We start from the raw sequence: 25,591 nt of genomic DNA on the forward strand, positions 1-25,591 counted from the left end.
GTACTAATGACTGTCCAATGGAGTCCCGACGGGCATCTCGATCTGGAGAGCCCGGTGATGATCGTGGCCTTCGAGGGCTGGAACGACGCCGCGGACGTGGCGACCGGCACCATCGAACACCTCGCCCTGAACTGGGAGGCCCGCCAGATCGCCGAGGTCGGCGGTGACGAGTTCTTCGACTACCTGGACCAGCGGCCCGTCGTCCGGATCTCGGGTGGGGTGTCCCGCTCGGTCGAGTGGCCCCGGGTGGTGGTGTCGGCGTGTCGACCGGACGGGTTCGCCGCGGACGTGTTGTTGGTGCGGGGGCCCGAGCCGGCCCTGAAGTGGCGCCGGTTCGCCTCGGAGTTCGTCGACCTGGTCGACACCCTCGGGGTGTCCCAGGTGATCCTGCTGGGGGCCTACCTCGCCGACGTGCCGCACACCCGTCCGGTCCCGCTCACCGGCGCGGCGTTCAGCCGGCAGCGGATGGCGACGATGGGCGTCGAACCGTCGGACTACGAGGGGCCCACCGGGATGTCCGGGGTGCTCCAACAACTCCTCACGGAGGCGGGGGTGCCCACGCTGAGCGTGTTCGCGGGGGTCCCCCACTACGTGGCCTCGCCGCCGAACCCCCGCGGTACCGAGGCGATGCTGTCCTGGATCGCGGAGAACCTGGGCATGGCGGTGCCGATGGACGCGCTGCGCGTGCAGGCGCGGACGTGGGCCGACCGTGTCGACGCCGCCGCGGGCGAGGATGAGGACCTCCGCGACTACATCCAGTCCCTCGAGGACCGGATGGACGAGGACTCCGGGGTGACCCCGGGGGTCGACCCGGAGCCCGACCGCGGCCGCGCGTCGGGTGGGGAGGCCATGCCGCTGGTCGACGGCGATGCGATCGCGGCCGAGTTCGAGCGCTTCCTACGGGGCGAGCGGGACGAGCCCGACGCCGGGTGACCCGCGGCCGGCCGGGTCGCGGCACGCGCGTCCCGCAGGCAGGCGTGTGCCGCCGGCCAGGCGGCCCCGCCGGTCAGCAGGTCAGCCGGCCCGGCCGGTCAGGCGGCGGTCGACGGGATGCCGAGAAGAGCGTCCAGGGCGGTCGCGACCGCGACACCGGCGCCCGGGTCCGCCTCGTCACCGCCCAGCGTCGCCTCCGCCCACGCGTCGATCACGGCCAACGCGCCGGGCGTGTCCAGGTCGTCCGCGAGGCGCTCGCGCAGAGCCGTGATCGCGGCCGCCGAGTCCGCACCGGCGCCGCGGGCGACGGCCCGGTTCCACGTGTCGTACCGGAGACGGGCGGCCTCGAGGAGCTCCCCGGACCAGGACCGGTCCACGCGGTAGTGCCCGGCGAACAGGCCGAGCCTGATGAGCGCCGGGTCGACGCCCTCCTCCCGCAGCGCCTGCACGCGCACCAGGTTGCCGAGCGACTTGCTCATCTTCACGCCGTCGAGCCCGATCATCGCGGCGTGGACGTAGAAACGGGCGAAGGGCGCCTCCCCCGTGGCCGCCTCGGCGTGGGCGGCGGAGAACTCGTGGTGGGGGAAGGCCAGGTCGCTGCCGCCACCCTGGATGTCGAACTCCATCCCCAGGCGGTTGCGGGCGATCGCGGAGCACTCGATGTGCCACCCGGGTCGGCCCGCCCCCCAGGGGGAGGGCCAGGACGGTTCGCCGGGACGATTGACACGCCACAGCAGCGCATCCAGCGGGTGTTCCTTGCCGGTTCGGTCAGGGTCGCCACCGCGCTCGGCGAAGGCGACGGCCATCTCGTCGTCGTCGTAGCCCGACTCGTACCCGAACTCCTCGGTCGCGCGGTGGCGGTAGTAGACGTCGGAGTAGCCGTCGACGGCGGGGTCGATGCAGTAGGCGTGACCACGCTCGAGGAGCTCGGCCACCATCTCCACGACCTCGTCGATGGTCTCGGTGGCCGCGACGTAGTCACGCGGCGGGAGGACCCGGAGCGCCTCCATGTCCCCGCGGAACCGATCGGTCTCGCGGTCCCCCAGCTCCTGCCAGTCGACGCCGTCTCGCTCTGCCCGCTCGAACAGCGGGTCGTCGACATCGGTGGTGTTCTGGACGTAGTGAACCTCGTGCCCGGCGTCGAGCAGCTGACGGTAGACGAGGTCGAACGTGAGATAGGTGGCCGCGTGACCGAGATGGGTGGTGTCGTACGGGGTGATCCCGCAGACGTACATGCGTGCGACGGGCCCCGGCGCCACCTCGCGGGCCTCCCCGCCGGCCGTGTCGAACAACCTCAGGGGGGCGCCGTCGCCGGGGACCGAGGGGACGACAGGCGTGGACCACGAGTGCATGCGGCCGAGTCTAGAGACCACGCGGTCAGAAGAGCGGCCAGGGTAAGGGGTACCCGGGGCCGGGAACGGGGAACACCCGCGTCGCCAGGAGGGCGTCGACGCGATCGGTGAGAGCCTCGACCTCGGCGGAGGAGAGCAGGTCGGACAGGGCCGCGCCGAGGGTGCCGCCCTCTGCCAGGTCGCGCCGGAGACGCTCCAACCCCGCCACGTCGTCGGCGGTGAGGGGTTGACCCGCCCACCCCCACAGGACGGTGCGCACCTTGGGCTCGGTGTGGAAGGACAGGCCGTGGTCGATCGCCCAGACGACCCCCGCGGCGTCGACGAGGACGTGTCCGCCCTTGCGGTCGGCGTTGTTGACCACGTGGTCGAACACCGCGATCCGGCGCAGCCGGTCGTCGGTGCCGTGGGCGACCACCACGTCCTCTCCCCGCGCGCCCTCCCCCCGAAGCACGACTGCCCGACCGCCCGGGACGGCGTCGGCGGGGTGGACGTCGATCGGGTCGTGCCCGGAGCGTTGCTCGCGATCGACCTCCTCGATCCAGCGCTGGGCCATCCCCGGCCCTCCCGGGCCGTGCGCGGACACGGTCTGTGGCACGAGGTCCCAGCCCAACGCCTCGGAGACCGCGTGTGCGGCGATCTCCCGCGCGGCGAGGCTGCCGTCGGGGAAGTCCATCAGCGGCCGCTCGCCCGCCGACGGTTTGTAGACCCAGCTGTCCCCGTGGGCGTCCACACAGTGGTAGACCGCGTTGCTGCCGGACGGGATCCGGTACAGCACGGTGAGTTCGGGGCTGACCGGGCGGTCGGTCACGGGTCGATGAGGTCGGTGAGCGTCTCACCGGACCGCGGGAGATAACCGTTGAGGCGGACGCACAGGTGACCGGTGGTGTCGATCGGTTCGCCGCACAGCGGGCACGGGGCACGCCCGGCGGAGACGACCTTCTCGCTGCGGAGCACGAACTGCCGGGCGCGCTGTGGGGTGAGGAAGACACGCAGCGCGTCCGGCGCGTCCTCGGCGTCCGACAGCACCACCGACTCGTCTGTGGCGGACGGGTCCATCGCCAACAACTCCACCACGATCTTGGAGTGCTCCCCGTCCCAGCCGAGCCCCATGGTGCCCACCTGGAACTCGGCGTCGACCGGCATCTCGAGCGGGTCGAGATCATCCACGACGCCGCCGGCGGGCGGGATCGGGACGTCGGACTTGTCGGCGATCTCGTCGAGCAGGTCGCCCATCCTCTCGGACAGGATCTGGGCCTGCTGCTTCTCGCACCGCACTGATATGGTCCGGCCCGCCTCGGTGGCCTGGACGAAGAAGACGCGCTCGCCCGGCTGACCGACCGTGCCCACCACGAACCGGGTCGGGTCGCGGAACTCGTGCACTGCCCTGCTCATGCGGGTGGTCTCCTCGTGGGGTGGATGGTGGTGCGGATCATCAGGCTACGTTCCCGCCGGGGACGGCGTCCGAGCTGCCGTGCCCCGCCGTGGCGTCGCCGACCCGGCCGGCCGGGTCCCCGCGGAGACCCGCCAGGTCGCCGCCGGTGTCGTTGACCCGGAGCACGAACGGGCGGTGTGGCGTGTACCGCACCACGGACACCGATGCGGGTTCCACCACGATCCGCTGGAACTGGTCCAGGTGCATCCCGTAGGCGTCCGCGATCACCGCCTTGATGACGTCGCCGTGGCTACACGCCACCCACAGCACGTCGCGATCCGCCTCGTCCGCCAGGCGCTGATCGTGGCGACGGATGGCGGTCACCGCCCGACCGGCCATCCCGGCCAGGGACTCTCCGTCCGGGAAGACCGCCGACGAGGGGTGCTGCTGGACCACCGACCACAGGTGCTCGGAGGCGAGGTCCTTGAGCGGCCGGCCCGTCCACGAGCCGTAGTCGACCTCGACCAGCCCCTCGTCGACCAGCGGCTCCACGCCCAGCGACCGCGCTAGGGGTTCGACCGTCTGACGGCACCGCATGAGGGGCGACCGGACGACCGCCTCGACGGGCAGTTCCCCGAGCCGACGGCCGAGTTCCGCGGCCTGGGCGTGGCCGGTGTCGTCGAGGCCGACCCCCGGTGTACGGCCTGCCAACGTGAGGGCGGTGTTGGCGGTGGATCGGCCGTGCCGGAGCAGGATGACGGTCATACGGGAAGATTACCGACGGCCCGCCGGGTCGGTCACCGGCCGGGCGGCGGCCCCGGTCAGGTCGCGGGGATCGTGCCGGTGCCGAGCAGGATCATCACCAGGGCGCCGAGGAGGATGCGGTACCCGGCGAACCAGGCGAGCGAGTGGTTCTGCACGAACCTCAGAAGCCAGGCGATGGCCGCGTACCCGATGACGAACGCGATCGCCGACCCCACGAGGAGCTGGAATCCGCTCGCCGACTGCCCCACCGACGGTTCGAACGCGTCGGGGAGGCTGAACAGGCCCGAGGCGAGGACTGCGGGGATGGCCAGCAGGAACGAGAACCGCGCCGCGGCCTCGCGCGACATGTTGAGGAACAGGCCGGCGGAGATCGTGCCCCCGGAGCGGCTCACGCCCGGGATGAGCGCCAGACACTGGGCCAGCCCCATGACGATCGCGTCCTTCATCGTCAGACCCTCGAGCGATTTGGCGTCGACGGGGCGGTCCTGCCGGCCGAACCTCTCGGCGAGCAGGAACACGAAGGAGAAGACGATGAGCACGATGGCGGTGATCCAGAGATTCCGCGCGGCGTCACGGATGAAGTCCTTGCCGACGAAACCGATGAGCGCGATCGGAACCGAGCCGACGATGACGAACCACCCCAGGCGGTAATCCGGGTCGGCGCGGTGCTCGGAGTCGAACACGCCCCGGAACCAGGCGACGAGGATGCGCACGATGTCCTTGAAGAAGAACACCAGCACCGCGGCCTCGGTGCCCAGCTGGACCACGGCGGTGAAGGACGCGCCTGCGTCCTCGCCGAAGAACCAGGTGGAGAAGATCCGTAGGTGGCCGGACGACGACACCGGCAGGAACTCGGTGAGGCCCTGGAGCACCGAGAGCACGACGACCTGGAGCCAGGACATCCCTTCCGCGGTGGGCGCGGCGAGGACCGATGTGTTCACGTGCGCTGTTTCCTCTCGGGTTCCGGCGGATCGGACGCGGATCGCGTCACCGCACCCAGCGAGAGTAGTCGCCCGGACCTGGACGGTGCCCGAGCACCCGCGTGGTGGACAATGGCGGGCAGTCGAAAGGAACACCGTGCACCGACGTGTCCTCCACCGTTCCGGCATGCCCGCCGCCCTCCTCGCCCTGGCGATCGCACTGACCGCCTGCTCCTCGCCCACCGCGGAGCTCGAGGAGCAGAACAGAATCGCCCAGGGCAACGCCTCCCCCGCGGAGTCGCCGCAGGTCTCCGACCCCGCCGGGGGTGACGTGATCCCGGTTCCCGGCTCGGTCCGCTCCCTCGTCGCGGTGGGTGACCGGGTCATCGCCCGGGTCGACGACCCGCCGTCGCTGGAGATCGGTCGAATCGACGGCACCCGCTGGGTGGAGGAGGACTCCGTGCCGCTGCCCCCGGGTGCCGGCGATGCCTCGGCCGCGCACGACGGCACGGTGCTGGTCCCCCACTCCGACGGCGTCGTCCTGGTGTCGGCCACCGGGCAGGTCCGTGAGATCACCGGGCTGGGCCCGGTCACCGCGGCCGCGCTGACCACGGACGGTCGACTACTGACCGGCACCCCGGAGGGCGAGATCGTCGTGCGCGACGCCGACGGTGCCGAGCAGCGTCGCATCGGCGGGCTGACCGCCGTGGACCGGATCAGCGTCGCCCGGGACGGCTCGGTGACGGCCCTGAGCCGCCCCGACACCGTCATCGCCAGCATCGACCTCGACTCGGACAACGCCGGGCCGCTCCTGCGTGCCGGCAAGGGGGCGGGTCAGCTCGACGAGTTCGGCGAGCGTTCCGTGGTGGCCAGCGACACGGTCGGCGGGACCCTGCTGGTGTACTCGACCTCGCCCGTCCGGCTGCATCAGCAGTTCCCCGTCGCCGCGGCCCCGTGGGCGGTGGCGGAGGACACGTCCAGAGGACTCGTCTGGGTCACCTCCACGGGGACGAACACCGTCCAGGCGTACGATCTCGGCGACGGCGTCGGTATCCAGCGCGCGGACATCCCGACGGTGCGCCAGCCCGACTCGCTGGCGGTCACCGACTCGGGGACGGTGGTGGTCGGTTCCGCGGATGGGGCGGGCCTGCACCTCATCCGACCGACCCTCACCGAGCCGGCGAGCTGATCGCCCAGAAGACCCACGTCCCGCCCGGGGACGTTCACCGAGGAGGACCGTGTACGCACTGCTCAAGAAGGTGCTGTTCCGCTTTCCCGCGGAGCGGATCCACCACCTGGTGTTCGGCCTGCTCAAGCTCCTGACCCTGGTGCCCCCGCTCGGTGCCGTGGCTCGCCGGATCCTGGGTGTGCGGGACCCCGTGCTCGCCCAGGAGGTGCTCGGTCGTACCTTCCCCGGCCCGCTCGGGTTGGCGGCCGGGTTCGACAAGAACGCCGCCGCCGTGGACTCGTGGGGCGCGATCGGCTTCGGGTTCAGCGAGGTGGGCACCGTGACCGCCTCTCCCCAACCGGGCAATCCCACCCCACGCCTGTTCCGGCTCGTCGAGGACCGGGCGATCCTCAACCGGATGGGGTTCAACAACCACGGGGCCGGTAACGCGGCCAACAACCTCCGTCGGCGCCGCAGCAGTGACCCGGTGGGTATCAACATCGGCAAGACCAAGGTGGTCCCTGCGGAGGACGCGGTCCGCGACTACGTTGCCTCGGCGACGATGCTCACGGGTCTCGCCGACTACCTCGTCGTCAACGTCAGCTCCCCCAACACCCCGGGACTACGGGATCTGCAGGCCGTCGAATCGCTCCGGCCCATCCTCGCGGCGGTGCGGGACGTGGCCACGATCCCCGTCCTGGTGAAGATCGCGCCCGACCTGGACGACGCGGACATCGACGCGGTGACGGACCTCGTGCTGGAACTGGGGCTGGCGGGCATCGTCGCCACCAACACCACCATTTCGCGTGACGGACTGCGGACCCCCGCCGCGGCGGTCGAGGCACTGGGCGCCGGGGGCATCTCCGGCGCGCCGGTCGCCGCCCGGTCGCGGGAGGTCCTCTCGCGGATCCACGGACGCGCAGGCGGCCGCATCGTCATCATCTCCGTCGGTGGCATCGAGACGCCCGAGGACGTCTGGGACCGCATCACCCACGGCGCGAACCTCGTCCAGACCTACACCGGGTTCATCTTCACCGGACCCACGCTCCTGCGCGGCACCAACCGGTTGGTGGCCAAGCGCCTCCGCCAGGGCGGGTTCGGGTCCCTGGCGGAGGCCGTCGGCTCGGCGGTGCGCTGAGCGCTACTGAGCGCTACTGCTCGAAGATCCCCGTCACCGTGCCGCGGGCCAGGCCCTGGCCGAACAGGTTGAACCCGACGAACGCGCACGAGGCGTCGTCACCGAGCTCGATCTCGTCGCCCACCGCGTGGACGGCGAGGATGTAGCGGTGCGGCCCGTGGCCCGCCGGCGGGGCCGCGCCCACGAAGCCCTTGAAGCCGGCGTCGTTGCGGACCACGACCGCGCCCTCGGGGAGGCCCGAGGTGTCGTCGCCCGTGCACGCGCCCTCGGGCAGTGAGGTCACCTCTGCCGGGATGTTGGCCACCGACCAGTGCCAGAAGCCCGACGCGGTGGGGGCGTCCGGGTCGAAGACGGTGACCACGTAGGTCCTCGTACCCTCCGGACCCGCGCTCCAGCTCACCTGTGGCGACCTGTCCTCGCCGCCCTCGACACCCATCTTCCCGCCGAGCTGCGCGGCCGACAGGGTGGCACCCTCGGTGAACGACTCGCTCGTCACCTCGAGGGCCGGTAGATCCGGGAGTGCGGCGTAGGGGTCGGGCACACGGAAGTCGGTCATCGTCATCCTCCTGCGATCGTGGCGGTGTGGAGTGGTCCTCCATCCGGTCACGTCCCTGTCTACCAGCCCTGTCTACCAGCGATGACCCGGCGGTGGGAGCCGCGGCGGGACCCCGATTTGGTCCACGGTTCGGGCATCGGCTAATGTCATTCCTCGCACGACCAAGCCGGACACGAGCCGGTGGAGGTCACCAGTGTGCGAGCGCGAGTGGCGGAATGGCAGACGCGCTAGCTTGAGGTGCTAGTGTCCTATTAACGGACGTGGGGGTTCAAGTCCCCCCTCGCGCACACTGTGTCGAGACAGTAGAAGTGGCCCCGGATCCGTGAGGATCCGGGGCCCACTTGTTTCTGGGTGAGTTTTGCTGGGGAGGTCGCCCGATGGCCCGCACACCCCGCACACCGCCCCCCGCTCAGCAGCAGCTCATCGACCGCCTGCGCGAACTCCTCGTCGATGAGCCGGTGACCCGCGAGGTGTCGATGTTCGGCGGCCACTGCGTCATGGTTTCCGAGAGGATCGCGGTCAGCGCCGGACGGGACGGGTCACTGCTCGTGAGGGTCTCCCCCGACCGGCACGATGAGCTCATGGCCCTGCCCGGCGCGATCCGGGCCGAGATGGGCGCCGGGCGGGACATGGGGCCCGGGTGGATTACCGTGGAGCCGTCGTCGATCGCGACGGACGATCAGTTGGCCGGGTGGCTCGCGCCGGCCCTGGAGTACAACCGTTCGGTCACCGGCGGGACGCCGTGAGGGCGAGCGCCGGCCGACCGGGCGATGCGGCGGGACGGGCCCTGGCAGCTGCCGCCCGCGCCGCAGACCGGGGCCTGGACGCCCTGGGGCTGGCTCCGCCGCCCCTGGACCTGCCGTCGGAGGTCCGCGCCGATCTCGACGGGTTCTTCGCGGGCACGATCGACCCCACGCCGGTCGTGATCCGCCGCGGCCACGTTCCGGGAGTCCCACACCGGCGTGCGTTTGCGCTGCCGGGCCTGATCTATCTCGGCGCCGACCCCGGGATCGTGGTCATGACCGACCCCGGCCCCACGCGGCCACGGGCCACCCCGACCCTGGTGCACGAACTGACCCACATCTGGCAGGGCCGGTACCTCGGCCCGCGCTACGTGGTGCGGGCGTTGAGCGAGCAGATCCGCCTGGGCCGGCGCGCCTACGACTGGCGGGCGGCATTCGCCCGCGGCGCCCACGACGCCCCCGCCGGCCAGGGCCCGGGCGTGCTGCCCGTGGAGGCCCACGCCCAGCTGGTGTCCGAGGCGTACGCCGCGGGCCACGGCTTCGCCCCCACCGCCGTCCTCTCCGGGCGGGACCATCACCTGCGGGCGGTGGAGCACGTGCTCACCGGGTTGCGTGCCGGCGACGTGTCCACCCTGCGGGGGCGGACGGTTTAGGGGCTGACCACCTCGTCGTCGTACCGTATCGGGGTGACCGGCATCGACCCAGACAGTTTCGATCCAGGCGGTATCGACCCGAGCGGTATCGACCCGGGCGACCTCGAGATCTGCCTGCGCGTCCTCGACCAGGCCGCCGCGCTCGGCGAGGACCACCCCGACTCCATCCGGGTGCAGCGGTCGGTCGGCCACATGTTCAAGCTCCTCAAGAAGACGCGCCGCGCCGAGGTGCGTCGCGCCCGCCAGGAGGCGGACAAGGCTGTCATCGAGGCCACCGCGACCGGCTCACCCACCCGGATCGACGACGAGACCGCCGGCATCCGACTGGTCTCCACCACTCCGGGCGCCGTCGCCGGCCACCTCCAGCGCGCGATGGCGTGCTACGTCTGCAAGCAGCGCTTCACCCAGGTCGACGCCTTCTACCACCAGCTGTGCCCGAGGTGCGCCGCGCTCAACCGGGCCCGGCGGGATCCCGAGATGGACCTGACCGGCCGGCGGGCCCTGCTCACCGGCGGCCGCGCGAAGATCGGCATGTACATCGCCCTGATGCTGCTGCGCGCCGGCGCCGACGTCACCATCACCACCCGCTTCCCCCGCGACGCCGCCCGCCGGTTCGCCTCGATGGACGACCACTCCGAGTGGGCCGACCGCGTGCACGTGATCGGCGTGGACCTGCGCGACCCCGCCCAGGTCGTGGCGCTGGCCGACGAGGTCGCCGCCGGCGGCCCGCTGGACATCCTCATCAACAACGCGGCCCAGACCGTGCGCCGCTCCCCCGGGTCGTACTCCGGGCTCGTCGAGGGCGAGTCGGCCGCCCTCACCGGCCGCGCCGCCGACATCCCCGTGGTCACCATGGGCCGCACCTCCGAACTGCACCCGGCCGCGCTCATGGGCGGCGAGTCCGCGCTGATCGGGTCCGAGGAGGCCGAGCGCGAGGCCGACCACATCGCGACCCTGGCGCTGCAGGCCGGCTCGTCCTCGCTGGAGCGGATGGCCGCCGGGACCGCCATCGACGCCGGCGGGCTGCTGCCGGACGTGGTGGACCACAACAGCTGGGTGGCCACGGTCGAGCAGGTCGAGCCGATGGAGATGCTCGAGGTGCAGCTCGCCAACTCGGTGGCGCCGTTCATCCTCGTCTCCCGCCTGCGCCCCGCCATGGCGGCCTCGAAGGCGCGCCGCAAGTACGTCGTCAACGTCTCCGCCATGGAGGGACAGTTCTCGCGGCGCTACAAGGGCGCCGGCCACCCGCACACCAACATGGCCAAGGCGGGCCTCAACATGCTCACGCGCACCTCGGCCGAGGAGATGTTCACCGAACACGGCATCCTCATGACCGCCGTGGACACCGGCTGGATCACCGACGAGCGCCCGCACACCACCAAGGTCCGGCTGCACGAGGAGGGCTTCCACGCGCCCCTGGACCTCGTCGACGGCGCCGCCCGCGTGGTGGACCCGATCGTCCGCGGCGAGGCCGGCGAGGACCTCTACGGCTGCTTCCTCAAGGACTTCGAGCCCAGCCCGTGGTGAATGTCGACGCCGCCCGCCGGATACTCGCCGACGAGCTGCTGCCCACGATCCGCGCCGCGGTGGCCGATCTCGGCGGCGACGGGCCCGACACGCTGGTGCACTCGCGGCCCACCGACGAGGGGTCCGAGTGGCCCACCAACTCCGCCGCCGCGCTCGTCCACCACCTGTGCGGGGTGCTCGCCTCCTGGGGTGCGGCCAGCCTGGGTGGTGAGGACATCGTCCGGGATCGTGACGCCGAGTTCGCCTTCACCGGACCGGTGGGGCCGGAGCTCGACCGGCTTGGCGCCCTGATCGACCGACTTCCCGGGTGGGTCACCGCGGCGGTCGGACGGGGCGATCTGGCCACTCCCGCCGGGACCACGGTCGACGTCGACGCCGCGCGCCGGGCGGGGACCTTCACCCCGGAGTGGGTCGTGGGCCACATCCTGCACGAGGTCGCCGCCCACACCGGCCAGCTGCAACTGACCCGCGACGTCCTGCTGTCCCGGGGCCGCTCGCGGTGAGCCGCACCCCGGTGCTGCTCGACTGCGACCCGGGCATCGACGACGCCCTGGCGATCGCCTACCTGGTGGCCGAGCACCGTGCCGGGCGGACCGACCTGACCGGCGTGGTGTGCACGGCCGGCAACGTCGGGTCGGAGGACACGGTCGCCAACGCGTGTGCGTGGCTGGACCTCGCGGGCGCGCCGGGGCTCCCGGTGGCCGCCGGCGCGCCCGGCCCGATCGCCGTGCCCCACGTGCTCACCCCCGAGACGCACGGCCCCCGCGGGGCCGGGTACGCCGAACTGACGACGACGAGGGCGACGACGACGAGGTCGGTCGATCCGCGCGACGGTGCGCGACTCTGGGTGGACGCGGCGCGCGCCCACCCCGGTGAGCTGGTGGGGATCGTGACCGGTCCCTCGTCCACGCTGGCCCATGCCCTGGCACTCGACCCCGCACTCCCCCGGTTGCTGGGCGGGCTGGTGGTGATGGGCGGGACGTTCCGTGGGCATCCGGGCAACACCACGCCGGTCAGCGAATGGAACGTCGACGTGGACCCCGAAGCCGCCGACCGCGTGTGCCGGGCGTGGGAGGACGCGCGCACCGCCGATCCCGCGGTGCCGACCCCGCTGTGGTGCGGGTTGAACTTCACCGAACGCGCGGTATGGACCCCCGAGCGGTCGGAGTGGCTCCTCGAGGCCACGGATTCCCCGCTGGCGCGGCGGCTGACCGAGGCCCTGCGGTTCTACTTCGAGTTCCACGACTCCGTCGGGGAGGGATACCTGGCGCAGGTCCACGACCCGTTCGTCGCGTGGATGGCCCTGCACCCGGAGGCGGTGGTGGCCGCGCCGGCGAACGTACGGGTCGAGTGCTCGGGCGAGCACACTCGCGGCATGACGGTGGCGGACGTCCGCGGGCACCGGCGCCGCGTGGACAACGCCCGCATCGCGACCGACGTGCTGGTGCCGGGCGGGCCGGATGCGGTCCTGGACGAGATCTGCGCGGCGATCGTCTCGGTGGCGGGCCGGCCCGGCTAGTTGTCCGGCCGCGTGAAGTTCCGGGTCGGCGGTGCCGGGTCGGGAACGCACTCGGCGGTGGCGTGCCCGCGCAGCGAGGTCGCGCACGCCACGCCGGCCGCGGCGCCGGTGCCCACGGCGATCGGCACGAGCTGCAGGCCGGTCACGATGTCGCCGGCGGCGTACACGCCGTCGACGCTGGTCAGCTGCATCGCGTTGACGGTGAGACCGCCCTCGTCGTCCAGCTCGCAGCCCAGGGACGTCGCGAGCTCGTTCGTCGGGTGGTGCGCGTAGGAGAAGAACACCTTCGACCCCGCGATCACCCTCCCGTCCGCGAGCCGGACCCCCTCCAGCTGGCCGGGGTCGCCGACGAGCTCCCGGGCGACCCCGTCGACCACCTCGATGTCGTGCTCGGCGCAGGCGGCCCGCTGGTCGTCGTCGAAGGCCGGGTCGGAGTCGCTCTCGGTGACGATGACCACCTCCGACGCCCAGTCCAGCAATTCGGACGCGTAGGCGGGCACGTGCGCGCCCACGCCGAGCACGATGATCCGCCGGCCGGCGGCGGTGAGGCCGTCGCAGGCGGGACAGTGGTGCACGTCGACCCCGTAGTGGTCGTTGATCCCCGCGAGGTCGGGTAGCCGGTCGCGCACGCCGGTGGCGAGGATGATCCGCCTGGCGGTGACCGTGACGGGGTTCTCGTCACCACCATCCGTTGTGGCGCCGGGTGCGATTCGGGCGACGAACCGGTCGTCGGATTCCCTGACCAGGTCGGTGACGACTCCACCGAGTCGTCGGACGGTCGGGTACTCGCGAAGACCCTCGTCGACGTCGGCGTAGAACTCGGCGGGTGTGGTGGGGCCGGTGCCGAGCATGCCGTGGATCCGCTGCGCCGCGAGATTGCGCTGGCACCCGGCGTCGACGAGCAGGGTGGAGCGCTGATACCGGCCGACCCAGGTGGCGGCCGACAGGCCCGCCGGGCCCCCGCCGATCACCAGGACGTCCACGGCCTCCGGCGGGTGGTCGTCCACGGCGTCGGACCCGGGGTCGGTGGGGGCGTCGGTCATGGCTCTCCGATCGGGAAACGGGTGATGCCACCCTACGAAAACCGGTGCCGACCGACCACCGGCCCGCCCCCGGAGTGATCGGACACGGAGGCGCGGGCGGTCGAGGGACGGAACTAGAACCGGTGTTAGGCTCCTCCGGATGTTCCGGGCGGCCTCTGGGCCCTCCCGGACACCGCCGTCATCCCACCTCACCGCCCCGGGAGAGTCCATGAGGTCTGTCGCCACCGCCCTGATCGTCGTCGCGGGCGGGGCGGTCGTCGCCGGGGTCTCCGCACGTCGCGCAGCGGTGGCCTCCGGCGAGGCCGAGCCTGCGGTGGCCACCGTCCGGAACGCCGTGGCCACCGCGCGCGAGACCGTGCGTAGGCGGATCCGGCAACGCGCCGAGGTGACCGTACCGGCGGCAGGCCCCGGTGCGGCGTCCTCCGAGGGTGCGGGCCACGCGACGGCCACCCGTTCGGGATACCCGGCGGGCAGGGACGCGACTTCGGCCGGCTCGGCGCCACGCCGACTCGCCGGGGCCCGGGGATTCGTCCCCGCCCTCGAGGGGATCCGTGGCCTCGCGGCCGTCGGGGTGCTGACCACCCACGTCGCCTTCGTCACCCGCGCGTCCACCGGGTCACCCGTCAAACGGCTGTTCGGGCGACTCGACCTGGCGGTCGCCGTCTTCTTCGCCAAATCCGGGTTCCTGCTGTGGCGAGCCCACGCCGCCCACGCGCGCAGGGACGAGCCGGGAACCGCCCGGCCGACCCGCGAGTACCTCCGCTCGCGTCTCGTGCGGATCCTGCCGTCGTACGCGGTGCTGGTCGCCGCCGCGATGCTGCTGCTCGAGCAGAACCACGTCAACGGCCCGGATTCCTGGATCGCCAACCTGACCCTCACGCAGATCTACACGTCGAACTTCCTCGTCGCCGGGCTGACGCACGCGTGGTCGCTGGCCGTGGAGATGGCGTACTACCTCGCCTTCCCGCTGCTGTGGACCGCGATGAAGGACCTGCGCGGCGACTCCGCCCGGTGGCGTATCCCGGCGATCGCCGCGTTCGGTGCCTCGGGTCTCGTGTTCCCGATGCTCCCGTGGCACGCCCTCGGCATCCTGCCGGCCGACGTCAACGTCCAGATCCTCCCGCCGTCGTTCGCCGCCTGGTTCGCCGCGGGGATGCTGCTGGCCGAGGTCGTCACCGCGCCCCCCGGCACGCTCGCCCGGATGTGTCGCGATCGACTCGCGAGGTGGGGGTGGTGGCTCGCCGGCGGCGCTGCCCTGGTCGCCACCACCGTTCCCGGATGGTTCTCCGAGGGATTCGTCCACCCGGGCCCCGTCGAGTTCGCGGCCCGGACCGGTCTGGCGGGCACGATGGCGTTCCTCGTCCTGGCCCCGGTGGTCCTCGCCCCGGAGGGCACGCGGTTCCCGGTCCTGGAGTCCGCGCCGTTGCAGAAGGTCGGCACCTGGTCGTACGGAATCTTCCTGTGGCATCAGCTCGTCCTGCACGCCGCGTTCCCCCTCACCCGCACGCGGTTATGGGACCAGCGGATGGGGGTCATCTGGCCCGTCACCGTGGCCGGCTCGCTGGCCGCGGGCGCAGCGAGCCACCGGTTCATCGAGGAACCGGCACGAAAGCTGCTCTCCCCGCACGCCTGAATTCGGCGCCGGGTTCTCGTAGGGTGAGCGCACAAGCGCGGACACGCGCACGCTCACGACGAAGGAGAACAGCTATGGGTTACATCGGCGGCGGAGTGGTCCTCGTGGTGCTCGGCGCGATACTCATGTACGCGGTCGAGATCAGCATTCCGGGTATCGACGCGAACACCCTCGCGGTGATCCTGATGGTGGCCGGTGTGGTGCTCTTTGTGATCGGTCTGCTGTTCGCGATGCGCTCGCGGAGCCGTCGGGTGCCGGACGAACGGTACTGAACCGGAGCGTCGGCGGGCTCGGAGTCGGCATCTGTCGTCTCCCCCGTCGTCTCCTGTCTGACTCCATTCGCGTCCGCGTCGTTCACAGACGAGCTGTCGCGTGTGGGTGAGCATGCCGGCGTGTGCATCCGACCCTGACGGCTGTGAGCCTCGTATGCCCGCGAGAGTGAAGTCGCGCGGCCTCTGAGACAGCCGCGGGCGACGTCTCCTGCGCGGATGCCCCGGGAGCGGAATCCGTGAGCGCGGAGATTCCTTCCGCGGACCTGTCGATCTTCGGGCGCCCGTTCGTCATGAAGGTGTCGGCGCACTTCACCGCGGCCGGCATCCACCAGTCACAGTCAGGAGATCGACATGAAGTACGTGCTTCTACTCTTCGGCAACATCGACGACGTCCGGTGCGGGGAGGCCGGGCCGGAGGGGGCCGTCGAGGGGCCCGGACCGGAGGCGTTCATGGCGTTCGATGCCGAACTCGAGGCCGCGGGGGTCCTCGCCGGCGGTTTCGCCCTGCACGACCCGGAGACCGCGGTCAGTCTCGCGGCCCCCGCCGGTGGCGGCGACCCCGTCATCACCTCGGGTCCGTTCGCGGAGAGCCGCGAGTTCGTCGGGGGCACGATCATCATCGACGTGCCCGACATCGACGCGGCGCTCGCGTGGGCGCGGCGATGCCCGGGAGTGCATGGTGGCCGGGTCGAGGTCCGGGCCATCGCAGAGTACTGACGGACGCCGGGCACCGGTGACCGAGGGACCAGGAGACGCCGTGGGCACCGAGCGCGGGGCGCCCGGTGACCGCCGACCCGGGGAGTGCGAGAGCGCGGCCCCGGGTCTGGCGGTTCGCGACGTGCTCGGCGCGCTGCGCCGGGAGGACCGCTCGCGACTGCTCGCGGCTCTCTTGGCGCGGTTCGGCGACCTCGACCTCGCGGAGGACGCGACGCAGGACGCCTTCGCGGCCGCGCTGGAGAAGTGGCCGGTCACCGGTGTGCCGGACAAGCCCCTGGCCTGGCTCATGACCACCGCGGCGCGGAAGGCGATCGACCGACTCCGGCGACAGCGGGCTCTGACGGAGCGGTTGGCCCGGCTGCACGTCGAGCAGGAACACCGGGCGGCCCGTGCGGTGGAGGTCTCGCCCGCGGACCCGGACGAGATTCCGGATGAGCGTCTCGAGCTGTTCTTCGCCTGCTGCCACCCCACCCTGAAGGTCGAGGAGCAGGTCGTGCTCACGCTCCGGTGCGTGGCGGGGCTGACCACCGCCGAGATCGCCCAGGCGTTCCTGGTGCCGGTGCCCACGATGCAGCAGCGGCTGGTCAGGGCGAAGAAGCGGATGCGGGTCACCCGGATCCCGGTGCGGGTGCCCGGGAGCGCGGAGCTTCCCGACCGGCTCTCGGCCGTTCTCACCGTGATCTACCTCGTCTTCTCCGAGGGGTATGCCGCGACCGAGGGGGCTAGTCACCTGAGGACGGATCTGACGCAGGAGGCGATCCGGCTGGCCCGCATCGTCCACCGGTTGATGCCCACGCAGTCGGAGGTCACCGGGTTGCTGGCGTTGATGGTGCTGATCGAGGCACGGGCGTCCGCACGGACCGGTCGCGACGGGATGCCCGTTCCTCTGCCGGACCAGGACCGCCGCACGTGGGACCGTCTTCTGCTCGAGGAAGGCCTGTCGCTCGCAGAGCAGGCTGCCGCGGGCGGCCCGGGCCCGTACTCCGTTCAGGCCGCCATCGCCGCCGTGCACGCCGAGGCCCCGGACTTCGCGTCGACGGACTGGCGGCAGATCGTGGCCCTCTACGATGTGCTCGTGATCCTCGCTCCCGGCCCGGTGGTCCGTATGGCGCGGGCGGTGGCCATCGGACGACGAGACGGGCCGGAGGTGGGGATCGCCCACCTGGACGAGTTGTCCGCGGACCCGGCGCTCGCCGAGCACCACCCGTTCCACGAGGCGAGGGCGGTCACCCTGGAGTTGCTCGGGCGTCCGGAGGAGGCGCGCCGGGCGTGGGTCCGCGCCCATGCACTCGCCCGCAACGACGCCGAGCGTGACTACCTCCTGCAGCGCTGGTGGGACGCCTGAAGCTCGTGCGTCGCGTAGCTCGACTCGCCTTCCCTTCCCCCTCGACCCAAGGCAGGTTAGGCTAACCTCACGCCGCGACCTTTAGGTGTCGGCGCCGCATCCCCGAGGAGGTTCCCACATGACCGCCAGTCCGCTCCCCCAGCACGACCGGGACCCCGAGTCCGTCGCCGGGCACTGGCTCCTGGCGCGTATGGGCAAGAAGGTCCTTCGTCCGGGCGGTAAGGAACTGTCCGGCTGGCTCGTCTCGGCCACCACCGTGACGGGCAAACGCGTAGTGGAGTTCGCTCCCGGACTGGGGTTGACAGCGACACTGCTGCTCGACGAGAGCCCGGCCTCGTATGTGGGCGTGGACTCGGATGCCGACGCCGTCGCGGTCGCGCGCCACGCAATCGGAGGCCGGGGTGAACTGGTGGTGGCGACTGCCCAGGAAACCGGTCTGGAGACCGCGTCCGCCGACATCGTCGTGGGCGAGGCCATGCTCACCATGCAAGGCGACTCCGCCAAGCGGCAGATCGTGGCCGAGGCCAGCCGGGTGCTCGGGACGGACGGGCGGTACCTGGTCCACGAACTGTGCCTGGTCCCCGACACCCTGGACGACGAGATCAAGACGGGTATCCGCAAGGACCTCGCCCGTTCGATCCGAGTGAACGCGCGGCCACTGACCGTAGCGGAGTGGACCCACCTGTTCGACGAGGCCGGCTTCGAGGTCGAGAGCACCGAACTCCGCCCGATGGCGTTGCTCCAGCCCCGCCGTGTCCTCGCCGACGAGGGCATCGTCGGCGTGGCCCGGATCGTCCGAAACCTCCTCCGCGACGCGGACGCCCGCCGACGAGTTCTCGCCATGCGCAGGACCTTCGTCGCGCACGACCAGCACATGAGCGCGGTCGGGTTCGTACTGCGCAAACGCTGACCACGCCGCGGCACACGAAATCCGCTACTCTCCCTCCGGATCCGCTATCCGAATCGGGGTAGCGAACGGGTAGGGAGAGTAGCGGATCTCGCCGGGGCAGGCCGGGGGTGCGCGGCCTGCGCACTGCGCAAGGCGGTGCCCGGCGGGGCTCAGGAGTCGAAGGCGTCGATGATCGCCTGCGCAGCGAGGGCCGCGGTGAGCGTGCCCTCGCGGACCTGCTGCTCCACTTCCGGGGCGATCCTGCGCACCTCCGGATCGGCGGCCAGCCGGGCCATCAGCGTGTCGTGGACCATGGACCACGTCCAGTCCACCTGCTGACGCGCCCTCCGCGCCTCCACCTCGCCGATCCCGTTCATCGTGTCCTGATGCGAGCGGACGGCGTCCCAGAAGCGGTCCAGTCCCTCGGCCTCCAGTCCCGACATGGTCAGGACGGGCACCTTCCACACCGCGTCGGCAGGACGCACCAACCGTAGGGCGGCCCCGAGTTCGCGGGCGGCCCGCGAGGCGTCCTTGACGTGCGGGCCGTCAGCTTTGTTCACCGCGACGATGTCCGCCAACTCGAGGACACCCTTCTTGATGCCCTGCAGCTGGTCGCCGGTGCGGGCGAGGGTGAGGAACGTGAAGCAGTCGACCATCCCGGCCACCGTCACCTCGGACTGGCCGACGCCGACGGTCTCCACGAGGATCACGTCGAACCCGGCGGCCTCGAGCAGGACCATCGTCTCCCGCGTGGCCTTGGCCACGCCCCCGAGCGTGCCGGACGTGGGCGAGGGCCGGATGTAGGCCCTCGGTTCCGTGGACAGGGTGGCCATGCGGGTCTTGTCGCCGAGGATCGAGCCGCCGGTGCGGGTGGACGACGGGTCGACGGCGAGGACCGCGACCTTGAGGCCCTGCTCCACCAGGTACAGGCCGAAGGACTCGATGAACGTCGACTTGCCGACCCCCGGCACCCCGGTGATGCCGATCCGCAGCGCCCCACCGGCGTGCGGCAGCGCGCCCAACAGGAGCTGTTGGGCCTTCTCCCGGTGCGCCGGGTTCGTGGACTCCAGCAGTGTGATCGCGCGGGCAAGGACCGGGCGGTGGTCTTCGAGCACGCCGGCGAGCAGTGCGTCGACATCGATCTCGCGCCGCGGACGCGGCCCGGTGGCCGAGGGCACCGGGCCACGCACCGAGCCGGTACCGGCAGTGGTCGACAGACTGCCCGACAGGTTGCCCGAACCGGCCGGGTCGGGTCCGGAGCCGAGGCGGGTCAGGACGTCACCTCCGAGCCGGCCCCCTCACCCGAGGCGGCCGACGAGAGGTCGTGGCCGAGCTCGCCGGCGAGCGCGTCGAGCAGCCCGATCGCGGCCTCGGCGATCACGGTGCCCGGCGGGTAGATCGCGGCGGCCCCGGCATCGTAGAGCTCCTGGAAGTCACCCGGCGGGATGACGCCACCGACCGTGACCATGATGTCCTCGCGACCCACCCCGGCGAGCGCCGAACGCAGTGCGGGTACCAGGGTCAGGTGACCCGCGGCCAGGGAGGACACGCCCACAACGTGCACGTCGGCGTCGGCGGCCTGCTGGGCCACCTCCTCCGGCGTCTGGAACAACGGGCCCATGTCGACGTCGAACCCGAGGTCGGCGAACGCGGTGCCCACGACCTTCTGACCGCGGTCGTGGCCGTCCTGTCCCATCTTGGCCAGCAGGATGCGGGGACGGCGCCCCTCCTGCTCGGCGAACGCGTCGGCCATCCGCATGGCCCGGGTGACGTTGTCCACGGCGCCCTCCTTGGTGACCTCCTGCCGGTATACACCGGACAGGGTCTTGATCTCCGCTTTGTGACGACCGTAGACCTTCTCCAGCGCGTCGGAGATCTCCCCGATGCTGGCGTACGCGCGGGCCGCGTCGATCGCGAGGGCGAGGAGGTTGTTGTCCATATCGCTGGCCGCCCCGCCGGAGGCGGCCTCGGTCAGGCGGGTGAGGGCTGCCTGGCAGGCGTCCTCGTCCCGTTCCGCCCGCAGCTTGTCCAGTTTCGCCAGCTGCTCGGTGCGGACCCGGGAGTTGTCGACCTTGAGGACGTCGATCTCCTGGTCCTCGGTCACAACGTACTTGTTCACGCCGATCACGGGCTGACGACCGGAGTCGATGCGCGCCTGGGTCCGGGCGGCGGCCTCCTCGATGCGGAGCTTGGGGATGCCCTCCCCGATCGCCTGGGCCATGCCGCCGGCCTCCTCGATCTCGAGGAGGTGCAGACGGGCCTTGTCGGCGAGCTGGGCGGTGAGCCACTCGATGTAGTACGAGCCGGCCCACGGGTCGATCGGCCGCGTGGTCCCGGACTCCTGCTGCAGGAGCAACTGCGTGTTGCGGGCGATCCGCGCGGAGAAATCGGTGGGCAGAGCCAGCGCCTCGTCGAGGGCGTTGGTGTGCAGCGACTGCGTGTGACCCTGGGTGGACGCCATGGCCTCGATGCAGGTCCGCGCGACGTTGTTGAAGACGTCCTGCGCGGTCAGGGACCACCCCGACGTCTGCGAGTGGGTCCGCAGCGACTTGGACTTGGCGTTCTTCGGCCCGAACTTCTCGACCAGCTCGCTCCACAGCAGACGCCCCGCGCGCAGCTTGGCGATCTCCATGGAGAAGTTCATGCCGATGGCCCAGAAGAACGACAGGCGGGGCGCGAACTTGTCGATGTCCAACCCGGCGTCCAGACCGGCGCGGAGGTACTCCACGCCGTCGGCCAGCGTGTACGCCAGCTCGAGATCGGCCGTCGCACCGGCCTCCTGGATGTGGTAACCGGAGATGGAGATCGAGTTGAAGCGCGGCATCATCTTCGACGTGTAGGCGAAGATGTCCGAGATGATCCGCATGGAGGGCTTGGGCGGATAGATGTAGGTGTTGCGGACCATGAACTCCTTGAGGATGTCGTTCTGGATGGTCCCCGCGAGCTGGTCCGGCGTCACCCCCTGCTCCTCGGCCGCCACCACGTAGAACGCGAGGATCGGCAGGACGGCGCCGTTCATCGTCATCGACACCGACACCGACGACAGGTCGATGCCGTCGAACAACTCGCGCATGTCCAGGATGGAGTCGATCGCCACCCCGGCCATGCCGACGTCGCCGGCGACCCGCGGGTGATCGGAGTCGTACCCACGGTGCGTGGCCAGGTCGAACGCGACCGACAGGCCCTTCTGGCCGGCTGCGAGGTTGCGCCGGTAGAAGGCGTTGGACTCGGCGGCCGTGGAGAACCCCGCGTACTGGCGGATGGTCCACGGCTGGTTGACGTACATCGACGGGTAGGGCCCGCGGAGGAAGGGTGCCGCACCCGGCACCGTGTCCAACGGGAAGGGGGTGACCTCCTCGCCGTCGTCGGTCGGGGCGGTGCCCGCCTCCACGGCGTCACGGTCGGCCTTGGTGTAGACGCGCTTGACGTCGATACCCTCCGGCGTCTCCCACGTCGGGTCCGCGTCGACGCCGGGACCCACCTCGTGGTCGGCCGTGGTCTCGACACCGTCCGGCAGGGGCGTCCCCTCGGAGGTCTCCCGCAACGGGGTGGTGCTGAAATCGGGGAAGGTCGTCATGTCACTGCACTCCCAGCTGGTCGAGGAGGGTGGTCAGGGCGGCGACGGCATCGATGCCGAGGGCCAGGTACCCGTCCGGGCGGTCGGTGGCGTCGGCGGGGAAGCCCTTCTCGGCGCCGGCGAGGTACACCGTCGACACCCCGGCGTCCCGGAGCGCGCGGACGGCGTCGGCGCCCTCGGTCGCGTAGCGCTTGTCCGCGCCGCAGAGCACGGCGATCCGCTCGCCCTCGTGCGCCCCGGCGTACTGCCCGGCCTCGGTGACGACCGGATTGCGTGCCTCGATGCCGCCGGCGGCGAGCAGGTTGGCCACGAACGTCACGCGGGGAGTCGTCTCGGCCTGGGGGCCGAGGCCCGCGATCAGGACGGTCGGGCGGGAGCCGGTGGCCTCCAGGTGCGCGTCGGACCGGTCCCGCAGGTCCTCGAACGCGCGGCCGTAGCGGTAGTCGTCGCCGCCACGGCGGGAGGCGTCGAGGGGCTGCTCGTCGAGATTGGGGAATTCGGACACACCGGTGATCGGAGCCGTGCGGTGGGCGATGTCGGCGTCGCGTGCCTCGCGTACGCGGGCGATGGCGTCGGCGACGGTCCCCGAGGAGATCGCGGCGGTCAGGCCGCCCTCCGCCTCGATCGTCTGCAACGCCGACCACGCGGCGTCGGCGAGCGCGTCGGTGAGCGACTCGACGTACCAGGAGCCACCGGCCGGGTCCACGACGTGTCCGAGATGCGACTCCTCGAGCAGCAGGAGCTGGGTGTTGCGGGCGATACGCGCGGCGAAGGCATGGGAGGTGCTCTCGAGGCCCCCCGGCACCAAGGCATCGAACGGGAGGACCGTCACCGAGGTGGCGCCGCCGACCCCGGCGCCGAACGCGGCGAGGGTGGTCCGGAGCATGTTCACCCACGGGTCCCGGCGCGACATCATCGCCATGGAGGTCACCGCGTGCTGCGGAGCGCCACCGGCCTCGGGAGCGCCGAGGAGTTCGGCGACGCGGGCCCACATGAGCCGTCCCGCGCGGAACTTGGCGATCGACGCGAACTGGTCATCGGTGGCGGCGAGCCGGAACGAGATCTGGCGCAGCGCGGCGGCGGCGGACAGTCCCGCCGACATCAGCGCCCGCACGTACTCCAGTCCGGCGGCCACGGCGTAGGCCAACTCCTGGGCGTCGCCGGCGCCGTCGGCGTGGAAGACCGTGCCGTCGGCGACGAAGGTCCGGATGGTCTCCTCGCGCTCGGTGACGCGCGTGGCCAGCTGCACCGCGGCGTCGAGCTCGATCGTGCCGGTCCCCGCGTAGGCGGCGGTCACGGGCGCGGCCCCCAGGTCGGCGACGACGGCGGCGCGGTCGACGACCCCGTCACCCGCCTCGCGGCGCTCGTCGAGCAGGGTGAGGAACGACTCGGCGACCTCGACCAGGCCGGCACCGGAATCGAAGGTGACCGGGGCCAGATCCAGGTAGACGTCCTTGAGGACCGCTGCCAGCGCGGCGGGCTCGGCGGTGAGCCACAGTGCCGAGACCCCCTGGTTCAACAGGTCCAGGATCTCGGTGTTGACCTCGGAGGCCTCCCCCGTGACCGCGATGCGCGAGCTGACGTGCCAGCCGCTCTCGGGCAGCCCCGACCGGCCCCCGCCGCGGACGTACGGGAACTGCCCGGGCGCGGGGCGCTCGGCGATCTCGTCTTCCCGCGTGTACAGCGGGTTGATCTCGATGCCGTCGCGTGTGGTGGCGACCAGTGCGCGCCAGGCGTCCTCGGGCATGTCGGCGGGATCCTTGCGGGCGGCCTTCGCGAGGACGGCTCCCACAGAGGCGTACCAGGAGCGAAGGTCTGGGCCTGTGGTCGAACTGGTCACCGGTACCTCGTTCTCGTGTGGAGTGAAGGGGGTCACCCCCGGACTCTAGTCCAGCCCCACCGGGGCCGGAACACGCCCTCGCGGCGAGGGGGACCTGTGGGGGACGACGTCCGCACCACGGCAACTACAGTCGTCCCGGTGCGGAACCGGGTGTTGGCGTGGGTGGCGGCCGTCGCGCTGGTGGTCCTGGTCGCGACCCTCGTGCCGACCCCGGGGCTGGAGCAGTTCCGTGAATGGGCCACGCGACTGGGTCCGTGGTTCCCCGTTGCCTTCTTCGCCGCCTACGCGCTCGTCACGGTCTCGCCCATCCCCCGGTCGACCTTCACCTACACCGCCGCGGTCCTGTTCACCCCGGCCGTGGCCATCCCGTGGACTCTCGTGGCCACCGGCATCGCGGCGACACTGGCGTTCGCCGGGGTCCGTCGCCTCGGTCACGACCGGACAGCCGCGCTGCGCGCGGATCCGCGGGTGGCCTCGATCGACGCACGACTGCGTCGGCGCGGGTGGCTCTCGGTGGGCAGTCTGCGGCTGGTACCGGCGGTGCCGTTCTCGGTGGTCAACTACGCCGCCGCGCTGACCTCGATCTCCTACCCGCAGTTCCTGCTGGCCACCCTCATCGGCAGTGCACCCGGGACCGTTGCCGCGGTCCTCCTGGGGAATTCACTGACCGAGGGTGACGGCACGGCCGCCCTGTGGGCCACAGCAGGGTTCGCCCTGGTCGGACTGGTGGGAATGGTCCTCGACGCCAAGCTGCCGGTCAGGCCGGCTCCGTGACGAAGTCGACCAACCTCTCCACCGCTCCGAGCAACGCGGGTTCGATGTCCCGGTAGGTGCTCACGGAGGCCAGCACGTGGCGGAACCCGTCGACGGGTTCGCCCCAGCCCAGCCGCCGGCAGATCCCCGTCTTCCAGTCCTCGCCGCGGGGGACCACCGGCCATTCGCGGATCCCCACGGCGGAGGGTTTGACCGCCTGCCAGATGTCCACGTACGGGTGGCCGGTCACGAGGACGTCCTGCCCCAGCCCCGCGACGATCCGCGATTCCTTGCTGCCCTCGACGAGGTGGTCCACCAACACGCCGAGTCTCGCCCGACGGGTGGGGCCGAACTCGGTGACCAGTGCATGCAGGTCGTCGATCCCGTGCAGCGGCTCGACCACCACGCCCTCGACCCGCAGATCGTGGCCCCAGATCTTCTCCACGAGCGCTGCGTCGTGGATGCCCTCGACCCAGATGCGCCCCGCGCGGGCCGTGCGGGCCCGCAGACCCTCGACCTTCCGCGACCCCGACGCGGTGACCGCGGGCCCCCGCCGCGCTGCCGGCGCCGGCTTGCGCAGGGTGACCGGGGAGCCGTCGATGAGGAACGCCGAGGGGGTCATCGCGAAGAGGCGCACCCGACCGCGCCGGTCCTCGAGTTTGACGAACTCGCCGTCGTAGGACCGGTCGAAACCCACCACGGCGCCGCAGAACCCGGATTCGGCGTCCTCCACCACCAGGTCCCGTTCGGCGTCGACGACGGGGACCTCCGGGCGGCGGCGTCGCGCCGTACCGGACAGGATGTCGGAGCCGTACATGTCTGCCATGGCCAGACACGGTAGCCGTCGCCGCGCCGGGGGTGCTGGCGGCACACCGC

The 25,591-nt window shown here is 71.7% G+C and carries 25 protein-coding genes and 1 tRNA gene; 15 read left to right on the top strand and 11 right to left on the bottom strand.

Annotation, left to right across the window (positions count from 1 at the left end):
* Positions 1-6: 6 nt before the first annotated feature.
* A complete protein-coding gene (locus G6R20_RS05345; RefSeq protein ID WP_067714429.1) occupies positions 7-933 on the top strand; it encodes a PAC2 family protein in 927 nt (308 codons plus the stop codon).
* Positions 934-1,031: 98 nt separating this feature from the next.
* Here the strand turns inward: G6R20_RS05345 and mshC are convergent, their stop codons facing one another.
* Genes mshC through G6R20_RS05370 form a run of 5 tightly spaced genes read right to left on the bottom strand, consistent with a single transcriptional unit; the run spans position 1,032 to position 5,324 of the window.
* The gene (gene mshC / locus G6R20_RS05350; protein ID WP_067714426.1) at positions 1,032-2,285 is read right to left on the bottom strand and encodes a cysteine--1-D-myo-inosityl 2-amino-2-deoxy-alpha-D-glucopyranoside ligase; all 1,254 of its coding nucleotides are present in this window, start codon (positions 2,283-2,285) and stop codon (positions 1,032-1,034) included.
* A 25-nt stretch (positions 2,286-2,310) separates the two neighbouring features.
* Positions 2,311-3,093, bottom strand: coding sequence for an SCO1664 family protein (locus G6R20_RS05355; protein WP_067714424.1), 783 nt, complete (start codon positions 3,091-3,093; stop codon positions 2,311-2,313).
* Entirely contained in the window at positions 3,090-3,677 is a 588-nt protein-coding gene (locus tag G6R20_RS05360; RefSeq protein WP_067714421.1) for a DUF3090 domain-containing protein, read from the bottom strand. The genes G6R20_RS05355 and G6R20_RS05360 overlap by 4 nt, the downstream gene beginning before the upstream one ends.
* 40 nt (positions 3,678-3,717) lie before the next feature.
* Positions 3,718-4,422, bottom strand: a complete 705-nt coding sequence (locus G6R20_RS05365; protein WP_163375768.1) for a histidine phosphatase family protein — start codon at positions 4,420-4,422, stop codon at positions 3,718-3,720.
* A gap of 56 nt (positions 4,423-4,478) precedes the next feature.
* Positions 4,479-5,324, bottom strand: a complete 846-nt coding sequence (locus G6R20_RS05370; RefSeq protein WP_194307203.1) for an undecaprenyl-diphosphate phosphatase — start codon at positions 5,322-5,324, stop codon at positions 4,479-4,481.
* A gap of 205 nt (positions 5,325-5,529) precedes the next feature.
* Between G6R20_RS05370 and G6R20_RS05375 the strand changes: the two genes are divergently transcribed.
* Positions 5,530-6,531 (top strand): hypothetical protein, encoded by a 1,002-nt coding sequence (locus tag G6R20_RS05375; protein ID WP_067714412.1) that lies wholly within the window; start codon positions 5,530-5,532, stop codon positions 6,529-6,531.
* Between the two features lie 49 nt (positions 6,532-6,580).
* A complete protein-coding gene (locus tag G6R20_RS05380) occupies positions 6,581-7,648 on the top strand; it encodes a quinone-dependent dihydroorotate dehydrogenase (RefSeq protein ID WP_096905474.1) in 1,068 nt (355 codons plus the stop codon).
* A gap of 13 nt (positions 7,649-7,661) precedes the next feature.
* Here G6R20_RS05380 and G6R20_RS05385 read toward each other — a convergent pair whose 3' ends face one another.
* Positions 7,662-8,204, bottom strand: coding sequence for a YbhB/YbcL family Raf kinase inhibitor-like protein (locus tag G6R20_RS05385; protein WP_067714407.1), 543 nt, complete (start codon positions 8,202-8,204; stop codon positions 7,662-7,664).
* Between the two features lie 201 nt (positions 8,205-8,405).
* Between G6R20_RS05385 and G6R20_RS05390 the strand changes: the two genes are divergently transcribed.
* The 6 genes from G6R20_RS05390 to G6R20_RS05415 all read left to right on the top strand — a co-directional run bounded on the left by G6R20_RS05390 (position 8,406) and on the right by G6R20_RS05415 (position 12,646).
* A tRNA-Leu gene (locus tag G6R20_RS05390) sits at positions 8,406-8,491 on the top strand.
* Positions 8,492-8,581: 90 nt separating this feature from the next.
* Positions 8,582-8,950 carry a TfoX/Sxy family protein gene (locus G6R20_RS05395; protein ID WP_163375769.1) on the top strand — a complete coding sequence of 123 codons (369 nt, stop codon included), beginning with the start codon at positions 8,582-8,584 and terminating at the stop codon, positions 8,948-8,950.
* Positions 8,947-9,600, top strand: a complete 654-nt coding sequence (locus G6R20_RS05400; protein WP_132063327.1) for a hypothetical protein — start codon at positions 8,947-8,949, stop codon at positions 9,598-9,600. Before G6R20_RS05395 ends, G6R20_RS05400 begins: the two co-directional genes overlap by 4 nt.
* Before the next feature lie 72 nt (positions 9,601-9,672).
* Positions 9,673-11,127: an SDR family oxidoreductase gene (locus tag G6R20_RS05405; RefSeq protein WP_067714552.1), complete on the top strand. Its 1,455-nt coding sequence runs from the start codon at positions 9,673-9,675 to the stop codon at positions 11,125-11,127.
* A complete protein-coding gene (locus G6R20_RS05410) occupies positions 11,121-11,630 on the top strand; it encodes a DUF664 domain-containing protein (RefSeq protein ID WP_163375770.1) in 510 nt (169 codons plus the stop codon). The genes G6R20_RS05405 and G6R20_RS05410 overlap by 7 nt, the downstream gene beginning before the upstream one ends.
* Entirely contained in the window at positions 11,627-12,646 is a 1,020-nt protein-coding gene (locus G6R20_RS05415; protein ID WP_163375771.1) for a nucleoside hydrolase, read from the top strand. The genes G6R20_RS05410 and G6R20_RS05415 overlap by 4 nt, the downstream gene beginning before the upstream one ends.
* Here G6R20_RS05415 and G6R20_RS05420 read toward each other — a convergent pair.
* On the bottom strand, positions 12,643-13,689 hold the full coding sequence (locus G6R20_RS05420) for an NAD(P)/FAD-dependent oxidoreductase (protein WP_163375772.1): 1,047 nt from the start codon (positions 13,687-13,689) through the stop codon (positions 12,643-12,645). The two genes, G6R20_RS05415 and G6R20_RS05420, sit on opposite strands and share 4 nt — an antisense overlap.
* Positions 13,690-13,897: 208 nt before the next feature.
* On the opposite strand from G6R20_RS05420, the gene G6R20_RS05425 reads away from it, so the two are divergent.
* From G6R20_RS05425 to G6R20_RS05445, 5 genes are all read left to right on the top strand, one after another.
* Positions 13,898-15,322: an acyltransferase gene (locus tag G6R20_RS05425; RefSeq protein WP_163375773.1), complete on the top strand. Its 1,425-nt coding sequence runs from the start codon at positions 13,898-13,900 to the stop codon at positions 15,320-15,322.
* Between the two features lie 74 nt (positions 15,323-15,396).
* Positions 15,397-15,594: a hypothetical protein gene (locus G6R20_RS05430; protein ID WP_163375774.1), complete on the top strand. Its 198-nt coding sequence runs from the start codon at positions 15,397-15,399 to the stop codon at positions 15,592-15,594.
* Between the two features lie 351 nt (positions 15,595-15,945).
* Entirely contained in the window at positions 15,946-16,311 is a 366-nt protein-coding gene (locus G6R20_RS05435) for a YciI family protein (RefSeq protein ID WP_069390476.1), read from the top strand.
* Positions 16,312-16,417: 106 nt separating this feature from the next.
* Positions 16,418-17,656, top strand: a complete 1,239-nt coding sequence (locus G6R20_RS05440) for a sigma-70 family RNA polymerase sigma factor (RefSeq protein ID WP_240341334.1) — start codon at positions 16,418-16,420, stop codon at positions 17,654-17,656.
* 118 nt (positions 17,657-17,774) lie between these two features.
* The gene (locus G6R20_RS05445) at positions 17,775-18,566 is read left to right on the top strand and encodes a class I SAM-dependent methyltransferase (protein ID WP_069390477.1); all 792 of its coding nucleotides are present in this window, start codon (positions 17,775-17,777) and stop codon (positions 18,564-18,566) included.
* A 149-nt stretch (positions 18,567-18,715) separates the two neighbouring features.
* Here the strand turns inward: G6R20_RS05445 and meaB are convergent, their stop codons facing one another.
* From meaB to G6R20_RS05460, 3 genes are all read right to left on the bottom strand, one after another.
* Complete coding sequence (gene meaB / locus G6R20_RS05450; RefSeq protein WP_163375776.1) at positions 18,716-19,723, bottom strand: methylmalonyl Co-A mutase-associated GTPase MeaB; 1,008 nt, start codon at positions 19,721-19,723, stop codon at positions 18,716-18,718.
* A gap of 92 nt (positions 19,724-19,815) precedes the next feature.
* The gene (gene scpA, locus G6R20_RS05455; RefSeq protein ID WP_163375777.1) at positions 19,816-22,122 is read right to left on the bottom strand and encodes a methylmalonyl-CoA mutase; all 2,307 of its coding nucleotides are present in this window, start codon (positions 22,120-22,122) and stop codon (positions 19,816-19,818) included.
* Between the two features lies 1 nt (position 22,123).
* Entirely contained in the window at positions 22,124-23,962 is a 1,839-nt protein-coding gene (locus tag G6R20_RS05460; protein WP_205475773.1) for a methylmalonyl-CoA mutase family protein, read from the bottom strand.
* Between the two features lie 138 nt (positions 23,963-24,100).
* On the opposite strand from G6R20_RS05460, the gene G6R20_RS05465 reads away from it, so the two are divergent.
* Positions 24,101-24,736: a TVP38/TMEM64 family protein gene (locus G6R20_RS05465; protein ID WP_240341286.1), complete on the top strand. Its 636-nt coding sequence runs from the start codon at positions 24,101-24,103 to the stop codon at positions 24,734-24,736.
* On the opposite strand, the gene G6R20_RS05470 is transcribed toward G6R20_RS05465, so the two are convergent.
* On the bottom strand, positions 24,720-25,541 hold the full coding sequence (locus G6R20_RS05470; RefSeq protein ID WP_205475745.1) for a DUF3097 domain-containing protein: 822 nt from the start codon (positions 25,539-25,541) through the stop codon (positions 24,720-24,722). The two genes, G6R20_RS05465 and G6R20_RS05470, sit on opposite strands and share 17 nt — an antisense overlap.
* Positions 25,542-25,591: the final 50 nt, after the last annotated feature.

It is taken from the genome of Dietzia sp. Alg238-R159, from assembly GCF_900537145.1.
GTDB classification, from domain to species: Bacteria; Actinomycetota; Actinomycetes; order Mycobacteriales; family Mycobacteriaceae; genus Dietzia; species Dietzia kunjamensis.